This is a genomic window from Candidatus Pantoea edessiphila (assembly GCF_002933355.1).
Taxonomy (GTDB): domain Bacteria; phylum Pseudomonadota; class Gammaproteobacteria; order Enterobacterales; family Enterobacteriaceae; genus Pantoea_C; species Pantoea_C edessiphila.
In genome coordinates, this window is record NZ_PDKU01000006.1 from 33,330 (window position 1) to 47,180 (window position 13,851).

At 28.5% G+C, this 13,851-nt stretch carries 12 protein-coding genes and 1 tRNA gene; 2 read left to right on the forward strand and 11 right to left on the reverse strand.

Annotated elements, in window-relative coordinates; all coding sequences use genetic code 11:
• A complete protein-coding gene (gene dnaC, locus CRV10_RS03630) occupies window positions 1-741 on the forward strand; it encodes a replicative helicase loader DnaC (protein WP_136130459.1) in 741 nt (246 codons plus the stop codon).
• A 31-nt stretch (window positions 742-772) separates the two neighbouring features.
• Here dnaC and glmS read toward each other — a convergent pair whose 3' ends face one another.
• From glmS to mnmG, 11 genes are all read right to left on the reverse strand, one after another.
• Window positions 773-2,608, reverse strand: a complete 1,836-nt coding sequence (gene glmS, locus CRV10_RS03635; RefSeq protein WP_136130460.1) for a glutamine--fructose-6-phosphate transaminase (isomerizing) — start codon at window positions 2,606-2,608, stop codon at window positions 773-775.
• Window positions 2,609-2,665: 57 nt separating this feature from the next.
• Window positions 2,666-4,033 carry a bifunctional UDP-N-acetylglucosamine diphosphorylase/glucosamine-1-phosphate N-acetyltransferase GlmU gene (glmU, locus tag CRV10_RS03640; RefSeq protein WP_136130461.1) on the reverse strand — a complete coding sequence of 456 codons (1,368 nt, stop codon included), beginning with the start codon at window positions 4,031-4,033 and terminating at the stop codon, window positions 2,666-2,668.
• A 48-nt stretch (window positions 4,034-4,081) separates the two neighbouring features.
• Entirely contained in the window at window positions 4,082-4,504 is a 423-nt protein-coding gene (locus tag CRV10_RS03645; protein WP_136130462.1) for a F0F1 ATP synthase subunit epsilon, read from the reverse strand.
• A 20-nt stretch (window positions 4,505-4,524) separates the two neighbouring features.
• Window positions 4,525-5,922 carry a F0F1 ATP synthase subunit beta gene (gene atpD / locus CRV10_RS03650; RefSeq protein ID WP_136130463.1) on the reverse strand — a complete coding sequence of 466 codons (1,398 nt, stop codon included), beginning with the start codon at window positions 5,920-5,922 and terminating at the stop codon, window positions 4,525-4,527.
• Window positions 5,923-5,954: 32 nt separating this feature from the next.
• A complete protein-coding gene (atpG, locus tag CRV10_RS03655; protein WP_136130464.1) occupies window positions 5,955-6,821 on the reverse strand; it encodes a F0F1 ATP synthase subunit gamma in 867 nt (288 codons plus the stop codon).
• 60 nt (window positions 6,822-6,881) lie between these two features.
• Window positions 6,882-8,423: a F0F1 ATP synthase subunit alpha gene (atpA, locus tag CRV10_RS03660; protein ID WP_136130465.1), complete on the reverse strand. Its 1,542-nt coding sequence runs from the start codon at window positions 8,421-8,423 to the stop codon at window positions 6,882-6,884.
• Between the two features lie 13 nt (window positions 8,424-8,436).
• Window positions 8,437-8,970, reverse strand: coding sequence for a F0F1 ATP synthase subunit delta (locus CRV10_RS03665; RefSeq protein ID WP_136130466.1), 534 nt, complete (start codon window positions 8,968-8,970; stop codon window positions 8,437-8,439).
• Window positions 8,971-8,981: 11 nt separating this feature from the next.
• Window positions 8,982-9,455: a F0F1 ATP synthase subunit B gene (gene atpF, locus CRV10_RS03670; protein WP_136130467.1), complete on the reverse strand. Its 474-nt coding sequence runs from the start codon at window positions 9,453-9,455 to the stop codon at window positions 8,982-8,984.
• 117 nt (window positions 9,456-9,572) lie between these two features.
• A complete protein-coding gene (gene atpE, locus CRV10_RS03675) occupies window positions 9,573-9,812 on the reverse strand; it encodes a F0F1 ATP synthase subunit C (protein ID WP_136130468.1) in 240 nt (79 codons plus the stop codon).
• 60 nt (window positions 9,813-9,872) lie between these two features.
• Entirely contained in the window at window positions 9,873-10,697 is an 825-nt protein-coding gene (gene atpB / locus CRV10_RS03680; RefSeq protein WP_136130469.1) for a F0F1 ATP synthase subunit A, read from the reverse strand.
• 747 nt (window positions 10,698-11,444) lie between these two features.
• Window positions 11,445-13,364, reverse strand: coding sequence for a tRNA uridine-5-carboxymethylaminomethyl(34) synthesis enzyme MnmG (mnmG, locus tag CRV10_RS03685; protein ID WP_136130470.1), 1,920 nt, complete (start codon window positions 13,362-13,364; stop codon window positions 11,445-11,447).
• 254 nt (window positions 13,365-13,618) lie between these two features.
• On the opposite strand from mnmG, the gene CRV10_RS03690 reads away from it, so the two are divergent.
• Window positions 13,619-13,694 (forward strand) — tRNA-Glu (locus tag CRV10_RS03690).
• Window positions 13,695-13,851 lie beyond the last annotated feature (157 nt).

The window sequence follows — 13,851 nt, forward strand, 5'->3', positions numbered from 1 at the left end:
ATGAAGACACTTAGTGATCTTTTAGATAGATTACAAAAGATAATACCTATAGGTACTCAACCAAAATTTACTAAAGCTGAAGATCTTTTAGCATGGAATCAAGAACAAGGCCTTTTAAATTCCGCAGCTATCGCACGCGAAAATAAAGCAATGAAAATGCAGCGTATTATGTATCGTTCTGGAATTCGTGAATTACATATAAATTGTTCGTTTGATAATTACAATATAGAAAATGAAGGTCAGCATAAAGCTGTTAAATTAGCAAGACAATATTCTGCTGAATTTGATCACAGTATAGCTAGTTTTGTATTTTCAGGACGCCCTGGAACAGGTAAAAATCACTTAGCAGCAGCTATCGGCAATGATCTAATTTTGCGTGGAAAAAGTGTATTAATTATCACAGTAGCAGATTTAATGTCTAATATAAAAGCCAGTTTTCATGAAAATAGCGATATAACTGAAGAACAATTAATTAATAATCTGAGTAAAGTTGATTTATTAGTCATTGATGAAATAGGCATACAAAGTGAATCAAAATATGAAAAAATTATAATCAATCAAATAGTAGACAGAAGGTCTTCATCGAAGCGACCAACTGGGATGTTGTCCAATTTAGATCATACAAGTATGAATATTCTTTTGGGAGAAAGAGTTATGGATAGAATGCGTCTTGGTAAGGGAATATGGATATATTTTGATTGGGAAAGCTATCGTAGTCGTATCAAAGGTGATGAATATTAAAAACTATTTGATTTAATCATGCATAATTGAATTATTCAACAGTAACTGATTTAGCTAAATTTCGTGGTTGATCTATGTTCCTACATTTAATTAACGCAACATAGTAAGAAAGTAATTGCAACGGAATAGTATAAAAAATAGGTGCAGTTACACTTTCAACATAAGGCAACTGAATTATCTTCATATTATATTCATTATTTTTAAATCCTATATCTTGGTTAGTGAAAATATATAATAAACCACCACGTGTTCTTACTTCTTCAATATTATATTTTAATTTTTTTAAAAGTTTATTATTAGGTGCAATTACAATTACAGGCATTTTATTATCAATTAATGCTAGTGGACCGTGTTTTAATTCTCCTGCTGCATAAGCTTCAGCATGAATATAAGATATTTCTTTGAGTTTTAGTGCTCCTTCCATTGCTATTGGATAATGATCTCCTCTACCTATAAATAACGCATGATTTTTATCAAAAAAATCCTTAGCTATTGCTTTTATCAATTTATCTTTAGTTAAAACCTGTTCTATACGATGTGGTAACATTTTAATCGCTTTAATAATATTATGTTGAAGTTCTAGTTGCATACCATTCAAACTTCCTAACTTGATTACTAACATTAATAAGACTGTTAATTGAGTACTAAAAGTTTTAGTAGATGCTACACCAATTTCTACGCCAGATTTAGTTATAAGATATAAATCCGATTCACGTACTATAGAAGAACATAATACATTACATATTGCTAAAGAACCTATATAATTTAATCTTTTTGATAAACGTAATGCTGCTAAAGTATCAGCAGTTTCCCCTGACTGAGATAGAGCAATTAATAAACTATTTTTTCTCACTTGAAGTGTACGATAGCGAAATTCAGATGCAATTTCAACATCACAAGGAATCTTTGCTAAAGATTCAAACCAATAGCGTGATACCATGCCAGAATTATACGATGTACCACAAGCGACAATCTGAATATGCTTAACCTTTTTTAGAAATATTCCAATATTGACACCTAACTCACTAAAATCTATTTCTTTATTTGTACAACGGCCGATTAATGTATTTTTAATTGCTATTGGTTGTTCGTATATTTCTTTTTGCATATAATGGTTATAAATACCTTTACTAGTTATATCATGACTTATATTTGATTTAATTAAATCACGATTAACAATTTTTCCTCTGATATTAAAAATGCTAATTTTATTTTGGCTAATTTCTGCAATATCACCTTCTTCTAAGTGTATAAAACTATTTACTAATGGTAATAAAGCTAACTGATCAGAAGCAACAAAGTTTTCTCCTGTACCACAACCAATAACTAAAGGGTTACCCACTCTTACAGCAACAAGTATAGATGGATTTCTACTATCCATAATAACCATACCAAAAGATCCACGTATTTGAGGAATTGTTTTTAAAACCACCTCAAGTAAAGATCCTCCTTGTTGTTTTTGTTTTAAATGCAATAAATGCGCTATTACTTCAGTATCAGTTTCAGAAGTAAAATAATATCCGTAAGATATCAGTTTTTTTCTTAATTGCTCGTGATTTTCAATTATACCATTATGAACAACAAATATATATTCAGATATATGTGGATGTGCGTTAATTTCTGAAGGAATACCGTGGGTTGCCCAACGTGTATGAGCTAATCCTATTACACCCATTAAATTTTCTTTTTCTGTCTTTTTTATTAAGTTTTTAACTTTACCTAAACAACGTAAGCGCTTTACATTACCATGTTTATCAACTATAGCTAAACCAGCTGAATCATATCCACGATACTCAAGACGTAATAAACCTTGTAATAAAATTTTTGTGATATTACATTTTGCTACTGCCGCTATAATTCCACACATGATAATATTTTTCTTAAAACACTTTTAAATTGACTATTAAACGTCTGTTTAGAAATATCATTTTTTTAATGGACGTTTCCAATGTTTTTTATGAATTTGTTTTTTGATATTTAATACTAAATCCGCATCTTTAACATCCTTTAAAACAGTTGTACCAGCAGCGATAGTTGCATTTTCTGCTATGGTTACTGGAGCAATTAATTGTGAATCTGAACCAACAAATACATTATTACCTATAATGGTTTTCAATTTGTTTGTTCCATCATAATTACATGTTATTGTACCGGCACCAATATTAACATTAGAACCAATTTCTGAATTACCTAAATAAGAAAGATGCTTCGTTTTAGATGAACTACCTAAAGAAACATCTTTTATTTCAACAAAATTTCCTATACATACATCTCTTTTTAAATTAGCTTTCATGCGAAGATGAGAAAATGGTCCGATATTGCATCTTATAGATAATTTTGAGTTTTTAATTATAGAATAAGGATAGATATGACAATCATCACCTATGTAACTATCCTTAATAATACAACCAGCCCCAATTTTAACTCTGTTACCTAGAACTACATTTCCTTCAATAATAACATTAATATCAATTTCAACATCAACACCGCATTTCAGCGTTCCTCTAAGGTCAAAACGATTTGGATCTCTTATGGTAATTCCGTCAATTATCAATTTTTGTACTTGCTTCAATTGATAACTACGTTCTAAATGTACTAACTGTAATTTATTATTTATACCTGTAATTTCATATAATTCTACTGGACATATTGATTTAGTAAAACAATGCTTCTGATAGGCAATTTTGATGATATCTGTAAGATAATATTCTTTTTTAGTATTATTATTATCGATTTTTTTAAACCAATATTTCATATCTCCCACATTAGCAATCATAATGCCTGTATTGATTTCTTTTATATTAAGCTGATGAAAATTAGCATCTTCATGCTCAATAATTTCTGTAATAACTTCATTCTTTCTAACAATTCTACCGTATCCGTTTGGATTATCTGATATTGCTGTTAATAATCCAATGCCATTTTTTATTTTTATGTTGCATAAATTTTCTAATGTATCTTTAGAAATCAATGGTACATCACCATATAATACTAATATATATTCGTTATCTTTAAGATATGGTAAAACTTGAGCAACTGCATTTGCAGTTCCTAGTTGTTCATTTTGTAATACCCAGTTTATTAAAGGTTCATTTAATTGTCTTTTAAGTAAATTACCTTTGAAACCATATACAATATAAATTTTTTTTTCATTAATATACTTAGCTATATCAATAACGTAACTTATGATAGGTTTTCCTGCTAATGTATGAAGAACTTTTGGTATGTCAGAGCACATACGAGTGCCCTTGCCTGCTGCAAGAATAACTACATTGATTAAATTATTTTGCATAGTCTAACTTAAGTTGAAATAACTGTTTATATTATATACGATTTTAAATTATTTAATTGATTTTCTAGTGAGTTCAATAACACGTAGTTGCGCAATAGCTTGTTCTAATTTAATAGAAGCCCTTAAATAATTAAAATCCTTATCTCTATCTTTTATTGTTTGTTTTGCTTTATTTACAGCTTGTAAAGCACGTTTTTCATCTAAATCATTAGCTCTAATTGCAATATCAGCTAAAACTAAACTATGATTTGGTTGTACTTCCAATATGCCTCCAGAAAGATAAATAAATTCTTCATCTCCTTCTTTTTTTACTAAATAAATCATTCCTGGTTTGATAATAGTTAATAATGGTGAATGTCCAGGAAAAATTCCTAATTCTCCTTCAATACCAGAAATTTGAATTTTTCTTACTAAACCAGAAAATAACTTTTTTTCTGAGCTAACTATATCTAACTGATAGGTTTTAACCATAATGAATGGTACTCTTAAAATTATAGTGTTTTTGCTTTCTGTATGGCTTCTTCAATAGTCCCAACCATATAAAAGGCTTGTTCAGGTAAAGAATCGAATTCGCCTTCTATTATACCTTTAAATCCACGAATAGTATCTTTTAACAAAACGTATTTTCCTGGAAAGCTAGTAAATACTTCAGCAACAAAAAAAGGTTGCGATAAAAACCTTTCAATTTTACGAGCACGTGCCACTAATTGTTTATCTTCCTCTGACAATTCATCCATACCTAGTATAACTATAATATCCTTTAATTCTTGATACCTTTGTAAAATAGATTTAACTCCAGTAGCTACTAAGTAATGTTCTTGACCAACAAAAAATGGATCTAATTGACGACTAGTAGAATCAAGAGGATCTACTGCAGGATAAATACCCAAAGAAGCAATTTGGCGACTAAGTGTAATAGTTGAATCCAAATGAGCAAAAGTAGCTGCTGGAGCAGGATCAGTTAAATCATCTGCAGGTACATAAATTGCTTGTACTGACGTAATGGAACCAATCTTAGTAGAAGTAATACGTTCTTGAAATAATCCTATTTCTTCTGATAGAGTTGGTTGATAACCTACAGCAGAAGGCATCCTACCTAATAACGCTGATACTTCTGTACCTGCTAAAATATATCTATATATATTGTCAATAAATAATAATACATTACGTCCTTCATCACGAAATTTTTCAGCTATAGTAAGACCTGTAAGAGCAACTCTTAAACGATTACCTGGAGGTTCATTCATTTGACCATACACTAAAGATACTTTATCAATAACATTAGAAAAGATCATTTCTTGATAAAAATCATTCCCCTCACGAGTACGTTCACCTACACCAGTAAATACTGAGTAACCAGAATGTTCAGCTGCAATATTACGAATTAATTCCATCATATTTACTGTTTTTCCTACTCCAGCACCTCCAAATAATCCAATTTTTCCTCCTTTTATGAATGGACATATAAGATCAATCACTTTAATACCGGTTTCTAATAATTCTTGAGAATTAGATTGATCTATATAGGTAGGTGCAGATTGATGAATAGAACGATATTCCGGCATACTACCATCTTTTTGCTTAAAATCACCTTTCATATCTATTGGTTCACCTAAAACATTCATGATACGACCTAAGGTAGCTTTGCCAACTGGAATTTGAATTTGTTGATTTAAATTTACTACTTTTAAACCTCTTTTTAGACCATCTGATGAACCCATGGCTATAGCACGAACGACTCCCCCACCTAAATGTTGCTGTACTTCAAGTATTAACTTAGTATTATCGCATTTTACCTCAAGAGCATTATAGATCAGCGGAACTGCATCTTGAGGAAATTCTATATCAATAACAGCGCCAATAATCTGGATAATTTTTCCAGTTATCATTTTAAATCCTCTAGTGAATTATAATTGTTTTATTAAACTGCAGAAGCTCCTGAAACAATTTCCATTAATTCTTGGGTAATATTAGCTTGGCGAACTTTATTATATAATAAATCCAAATCACGTATCAAATTACCACAGTTATCAGTCGCAGCTTTCATTGCTATCATCCTAGCAGCTTGTTCACTAGCTAAATTTTCTAATACTGCTTGATAAAACTGTGATTCAACATATCTACATAATAAATTGCTTAATAGCAATTTTGAATCAGGTTCATATAAATAATCCCAATTAGATCTTGTGTGGTTTTTTTCTTCAATTGATATTACTGGAATTAATTGATTAATATTTGGTATTTGGTTAACTGTATTGCGAAATATATTGCTAACTATATATAATTTATCGATATTACATTCATCATAAGCATGTAACATAACTTTAATTAATCCAATTAATTTAGATAAAGAAAAATCATCTCCTATATTACTAACTTGAGCAACAATATTGATATTAGATATAGAATTAAAAAACAAAACTCCTTTAGAACCCAGAATTGCTAATCTACTTTTTATATTTCTTTTTTCATAGGATTTAATATGTAATAGTAATTTTTTAAATAAATTTATATTTAAACCACCGCACAGTCCACGATCAGTTGAAATTACTAAATAACCAACTTCTTTAATTGCACGTTGTTTTAAGTATGAATGTTTGTATTCTAAACTACCTAACATAACATTATTGATAATCTTTGTTATCATTTCATGATATGGACGGCTAGATAATACACGTTCTTGAGTTTTTCGCATTTTAGATGCAGCAACCATCTCCATTGCTTTTGTTATTTTTTGAGTATTCCTTATACTTTCTATTTTATTATGTATTTTTTTTATACTAGCCATTGATATATTATGAATTCCTATCTAATCAATATTTTATAATTAAAAATTAATAAAAAAGCATTACCATGATTGATTTTTTGTAAATGTATCAAGAATATCCTTTAATTTTAAATGAATATCTTCATTATAGTTACCATGCTGATTAATTTCTTGTATTAAATCAGCATAATTTATTTCAGCAAAATTAATTAATGATTCTTCAAATTTATTTATGTCTATAATTTCAATATCATCTAGATAATTGTTTACAGCTGCAAATAAAAGCAAACTTTGATTTGCAATTGACATTGGAGTGTATTGTTTTTGTTTCATTAATTCAGTAATTTTTTGGCCGTGCTTTATTTGTTTTTGAGTTATTTCATCTAAGTCAGAAGTAAATTGTGAAAAAGCAGCAAGTTCACGATATTGAGCTAATGCAGTTCTAATACCAGATGATAATTTCTTTATAATTTCAGTCTGTGCTGCATTGCCAACTCTTGATACAGAGATACCAGGATTAACAGCAGGACGAATACCAGAATTAAATAAGTTAGATTCTAAGAAAATCTGACCATCTGTAATTGAAATTACGTTAGTAGGAACAAATGCTGAAACATCTCCTAATTGCGTTTCAATTATGGGCAAAGCTGTCAAAGAACCCGTAAGTCCTGTAATTTTTCCTTTCGTTGTTTTTTCTACATAACTAGAAGTTACACGAGATGCTCGTTCCAACAACCTTGAATGTAAGTAAAAAATATCTCCAGGATAAGCTTCTCTACCAGGAGGGCGACGTAGTAGCAACGAAATCTGCCTATAAGCAATTGCCTGTTTAGATAAATCATCATATACGATCAATGCATCTTGACCTCGATCACGAAAATACTCAGCCATTGTACAGCCTGCATATGGAGCAAGATATTGCAGTGTAGCAGATTCAGAAGCAGAAGCTATAACTACTATAGTGTTTTTTAGTGAATCATGTTCTTCTAACTTACGGATAACACTAGAAGTAGTTGACATTTTTTGACCAATTGCAACGTAAACACATTTTATCCCAGAATTTCGCTGATTAATAATAGTATCAATGGCCATTGCGGTTTTACCAGTTTGACGATCACCAATAATTAATTCACGTTGACCTCGTCCAATAGGAATCATGGCATCAATAGATTTATAACCAGTATGCATAGGTTGATTAACTGTTTTCCGGTCTATAACACCTGGTGCAATCACTTCAACAGATGAAAATCCATCATTAATAATAGAACCATTACCGTCTAAAGGAATACCCAATGTATTTACTACTCTACCTAATAAGCCATTACCTACTGGAACTTCAAATATACGCCCTGTACATCTAACTTTCATTCCTTCAACAAGTTTATCTGAAGGACCCATAACTACCGCACCGATACAATCACGTTCCAAATTTAGTGCTATGGCATAAATATCATCTGGTAAAGCAATCATTTCTCCTTGCATAACATTGCTTAAACCATATATACGAATAATACCATCAATTACAGAAATAATAATACCTTCTTCATGATATTGGGTTTTAACATTAAAATCAGCAATACGTTGTTTTATTAATTCACTGATCTCTGTAGAATTTAGTTGCATATGTTTAGAGCCTTTAAGATTTCAAAATTTTTGTTAAATTAGATAGACGACCACTTATACTATTATCAATTACTAGGTCACCTAACTTAATAACAAAACCAGATATTAAAGAGATATCAATTCGATGATTCAATGTGACTTTACAAGATAAAAATTTTTCCAATATATTTTCAATATCTGTTAACTGTTTACTATTTAAGTTAATAGCAGAAATTACACTAACTTTTGCAAGTGATTCATGTATGTTTCTTAGTTTAATAAACTCATCTAATACAGTAGGTAAAATTTCTAAACGTCTATTTTCAGCCATTAATTTTATTAAATTTTTAGCTGATTTATTTAACTTTTTACCACATATTGCATTAAATATAGTATACATATCTTTAGGTGATAAACCTCTAGGAAAAATTTTTTTTATTTTTTTATCAACAACTACTTTTGCAATGAATGTCAATGTTTGTTGCCAATATTCAATATCTTTATTTGCAAGAGAAAAATCAAAAATAGCTTTAGCGTAGGGACGAGCTATTGTTATGAACTCAAACATAACTTAATTCCTTATTTTAGTTCAGCTATTAATCTATTTATGATGTCCTGATGAATATTTTTGTCAATAGAACGTTCTATGACTTTTTCAGCACCAGCTATTACTAAAGTAGCTAATTGTTTATGTAACTCTTTACAAACAATATCTCTTTTGAGATTAATTTCATTTTGAGCATTATTTATAATACGAATACGTTCTTTATTAGCTTCAATTTTAGCTTTCTCTAAAATTTGTATACGATTTATATTAACTTGATCTATAATACATCGAGCTTCTTCCTTTGCTTTTTTTAAATAATTATCTGCATTAGCTAATGCTAAATCTACATCTTTTTTCGCATTATTAATAGATATTAAACTTTTGTTGATGTCTTGTTGTCTTGTTTCAATTGCAGTAATAATTGGTGGCCATATGTACTTCATACAGAATGCGACAAATAAAATAAAAGATATAGTTTGACCAAGTATAGTTGCATTAATATTCAATTTGTCAAATACCTCTAATCTAAATATTAATTAAGTATACATCTGTGATCTTCATAGATGTTTAGTGATTTTGTTCTCAAAAATTTTTAAACCTAAATAAAAATTTATTAGATCTTATTATGTAAGAGCAAATAATAAATACAGTGCTATGCCAATAGTTATCATTGGAACAGCATCAACCAAACCCATTACAATAAAAAATTGAGTGCGAAGTACAGGAATCAAATCAGGTTGACGTGCCGCTCCTTCTAAAAATTTACCTCCAAGAATACTTATACCAATTGCAGCTCCAACAGATGCTAAACCCATCATTATCGCAGCAGATAAATAAAGAAAGTCAATGCTTAATTTTCCCATATCAATCCCCAATTTATTGTTAATAAATAATTACATTAACGAATACTATAAGTTAGTATATTAATGTTTTTCAGATGCCATAGATAAATATACAATTGTAAGAACCATAAAAATAAAAGACTGTAACAAAATAATTAATATATGAAATATAGCCCATGGCACATTAAAAGACCATTGTAACCACCACGGTAAGAGGCCATTGATAAGAATAAAAATCAGTTCACTAGAATACATATTACCAAACAATCTAAGACTTAAAGAAACTGGTTTAGAAATAATGCTAACGCTCTCTAAAATTAAATTAATAGGAATAAATATAGGATTATTAAAAGGATATAAGGTAAGTTCTTTTGTAAAACCATAAGCACCTTTTATTTTTATACTATAAAATAATATTAGAGCAAAAACACCTATCGCTAATGCTGTAGTAATATTTATATCTGCAGAAGGAACTATACGAAGAGCAGGTAATCCTATCCAATACTTACTAATATAAGGTAGAATATCAGTTGGAATTAAATCCATTAAATTCATTAAAAAACACCAAACAAAAATTGTTAATGATAGAGGAGCAATAAGCTTACTTTTACCATGATAAATATCATTAATATTTTTATTAATGAAAATAATAATTAATTCTATTCCTGATTGTAATTTTCCTGGAACTCCAGTTGTAATTTTTTTTGCAGCAATATAAAAAACCATTGAAAATAGTATTCCTAACAATAAAGAAAAAAATATTGAATCAATATTTAGTACCCAAAAATTTTTAGAAAAATTAATAGAATCAGGATTTATTAATTTAAAATTATGCATATCCAATTGAAGATTCATAAGATGATGACTTATATATTCTTGCGAATTAGAAATTTTATTTATAGCCATAGTGGCTTTTATACCTTATGTTGTTATTAATACTGATTTAAATATTGTTAATAAAATTTGAGAATATCATTTAACCTAAAAAACAACATCTTTATAAAACTGTTAAATAAAAATTTAATGTAACAAATATAGTCGGTATCTGTTTCCTCAAAACCTAGATGCCAATAAACAAAATTTTTTTAACAATTGATTATTTTTTTCAAGTAACTTGTTTGAAATGATAATTTGTTAAATCATCATAATTAAATTAATTTTTAATAACATTAGATTTTAATTAATTGTTTATAGTGTTTAATCTTTCAATTCAAATATACTTTGATAATTGCAACGTTTGTAACATTCTTTACAAGAACACTATATTATCAAATGAAGTATATAATATTAAACTCAATACAACAATCAATAGTAATATGTTTAGATTTTTGTATGATCTGTAAATATGTACTGTTACTATATTAACATCCTAGATGTAATAACTAAATAACCTTTTTAAAATAATACAAAAATTTCGTTTCTCACTGTAAATTATTATAATAATATATCATTATAATTAATGATAATATATAATTAATTCTAGAAAAATAAAAATAAATTATAAGTCTAAAAATTGATAAAATAACTACCTTGTTTATTTACAGCTTATTTGTATCAATAACAATATAAAAAAACATTTACTGTTGTAATAAAAATACTTTTAACATATAAATAAGATCAAAATTAAATAATTAAAATATTATTTAATTTTGATTAATTATGGATAACTTCCTGTTTAATTTTATCAAAATTATAAGAATTTTTTTTATGTTTTTTTAAATAAATTAATAAAATAGATATTGTCGAAGGAGTAATTCCTGAAATATTTAAAGCTTCACCAATTGAATTTGGCTTATAATAATTTAATTTCATAGCTGCTTCATTAGAAAGTCCTTTGATTTTATAATAATCGATATTACAAGGAAGATGTATATTTAAATTTTTTTGTTGACGGTTAATTTCTTCTTGTTGACGTTTAATATAACCTTCGTATTTTATTTGAATTTCTACTTGTTCTGCTGCTTGTTCATTCAGTAATTTAGGACCGAGTTCTTTAATTTTCATTAACTTTAAATAAGTTATTTCCGGACGACGTAAAAGTGTTTTTATATTAGTTTTTTTAGTGATTGGACTGTTAAGCATAAAATTTATATCCTTAACAAAATTAGAGTGAGGGTTTATATTTATACCTCTAAGACGTTGATTTTCCTTTTCAATTAATTCTTGTTTTTGACTAAAATGATTCCACCTATCATCATTTACTAAACCTAAATCACGTCCTATTTTAGTTAATCTCAAATCAGCATTATCTTCACGCAAAACTAATCTATATTCAGCACGTGCAGTGAACATACGATAAGGTTCTTTAGTTCCTAGAGTACAAAGATCATTAATTAACACACCAATATAAGATTCAGTACGAGTAGGTATCCAAGCTTCTTTATTTATAGATTTTCTTGCAGCATTTAATCCAGCTATTAACCCTTGTGCAGCTGCTTCTTCATAACCTGTAGTTCCATTAATTTGGCCAGCAAAAAATAATCCTTCAATATTTTTGTTTTCTAAAGTCTGCTTTAAATCACGTGGATCAAAAAAATCATATTCTATAGCATAACCAGGTTTTACTATCTTTGCTTTTTGCATGCCTTTTATTGATCTGATAAATTCAATTTGTACATCGTAAGGCAAGCTTGTAGACACTCCATTTGGATAAATTTCATTACTATTTAATCCTTCTGGCTCAAGAAAAATCTGATGTGAAGTGCGATCTGAAAAACGTATTATTTTATCTTCAATAGAAGGACAATAACGTGGACCTATACTTTTTATTTTGCCATTATATATTGGACTTTTATTGATATTATTACGTATGATATCATGAGTGTGATCATTGGTGTGAGTTATCCAACATGGTAATTGTGGAGGGTGTTGCAGTACATTTCCCATAAATGAAAATATAGGTAATATATCATCACTATATTGTGGAGTTAAAATGTTAAAATCTATAGTACGAGCATCTATACGGGGAGGTGTTCCTGTCTTTAATCTATTGACGTTAATTCCTAAATTCCGTAAACAATTAGCTAAAGGAATAGAAGGTAAATCACCAGCACGTCCTCCATCATAATTAACCGATCCCATATGTATTTTTCCATTAAGAAAAGTACCTGTTGTCAATACAATAGTTTTTGTTTTAAATTTTAATCCATTATGAGCTATAACACCAACAGCCTGATTATTTTTAATAATTAAATCATTGATTTCAGCTTGCAATATCGTAAGATTAGACTGATTTTTTAATTCATTAAGTACAACCTTACGGTAAAGGAAACTATCAGCTTGTGCTCGAGTTGCTCTGACTGCTGGTCCTTTACTTGAGTTTAATATTCTAAATTGAATACCAGAACAGTCTATCGCTTTAGCCATTAAACCACCTAAAGCATCTATTTCTTTAACTAACTGTCCTTTACCTATACCCCCAATTGAAGGATTACAAGACATTTGTCCTATTGTATCAATGTTTTGGGTAATCAATATAGTTTTCTGACCTATACGAGAAGCTGCCATTGCAGCTTCTATACCTGCATGACCACCACCTATGACTATAACATCAAAATTATCTTGATGAGACATAACAATAATACTCCATATTTATTGTTTAGAACATTATATTATACTTGAAGACAATAAAGTGAAAATATTTAATTTAAATAAATATAAAAAATATTTATCATATAGAAATATTTAATAAAATGAGTTACAATCTTAAAAAACTAAATTTTATTTAAGAAAACAAGGATTTATTTAATAAATACTTGACTAAGTTATAAAAAAGGAATAGTATTCAGAAAAATTCAAGCGAATATAAAAACAACATGAATTGTGTGGTCCCCTTCGTCTAGAGGCCTAGGACATCGCCCTTTCACGGCGGCAACAGGGGTTCGAATCCCCTAGGGGACGCCAAAAATTTAAATGGTTACATTTGACTCTTTAAGTTCTTTAAAAATTTGGAACAAGTTAACAAATATTAAGTAACTGTATTTTAATTAAATGTATTTTAATTAAAAAAGTTATCTAATATTTATAAAATTCTCAATGTTCTTACAATCTAAAAATGCCT

What these genes read in the sequence shown, in the direction of transcription:
- mnmG (WP_136130470.1), bottom strand. Translation starts at nt 13,364, where the DNA reads ATGTCTCATCAAGATAATTTTGATGTTATAGTCATAGGTGGTGGTCAT.
- atpA (WP_136130465.1), bottom strand. Translation starts at nt 8,423, where the DNA reads ATGCAACTAAATTCTACAGAGATCAGTGAATTAATAAAACAACGTATT.
- dnaC (WP_136130459.1), top strand. Translation starts at nt 1, where the DNA reads ATGAAGACACTTAGTGATCTTTTAGATAGATTACAAAAGATAATACCT.
- atpG (WP_136130464.1), bottom strand. Translation starts at nt 6,821, where the DNA reads ATGGCTAGTATAAAAAAAATACATAATAAAATAGAAAGTATAAGGAAT.
- atpD (WP_136130463.1), bottom strand. Translation starts at nt 5,922, where the DNA reads ATGATAACTGGAAAAATTATCCAGATTATTGGCGCTGTTATTGATATA.
- CRV10_RS03665 (WP_136130466.1), bottom strand. Translation starts at nt 8,970, where the DNA reads ATGTTTGAGTTCATAACAATAGCTCGTCCCTACGCTAAAGCTATTTTT.
- glmS (WP_136130460.1), bottom strand. Translation starts at nt 2,608, where the DNA reads ATGTGTGGAATTATAGCGGCAGTAGCAAAATGTAATATCACAAAAATT.
- atpE (WP_136130468.1), bottom strand. Translation starts at nt 9,812, where the DNA reads ATGGGAAAATTAAGCATTGACTTTCTTTATTTATCTGCTGCGATAATG.
- glmU (WP_136130461.1), bottom strand. Translation starts at nt 4,033, where the DNA reads ATGCAAAATAATTTAATCAATGTAGTTATTCTTGCAGCAGGCAAGGGC.
- CRV10_RS03645 (WP_136130462.1), bottom strand. Translation starts at nt 4,504, where the DNA reads ATGGTTAAAACCTATCAGTTAGATATAGTTAGCTCAGAAAAAAAGTTA.
- atpB (WP_136130469.1), bottom strand. Translation starts at nt 10,697, where the DNA reads ATGGCTATAAATAAAATTTCTAATTCGCAAGAATATATAAGTCATCAT.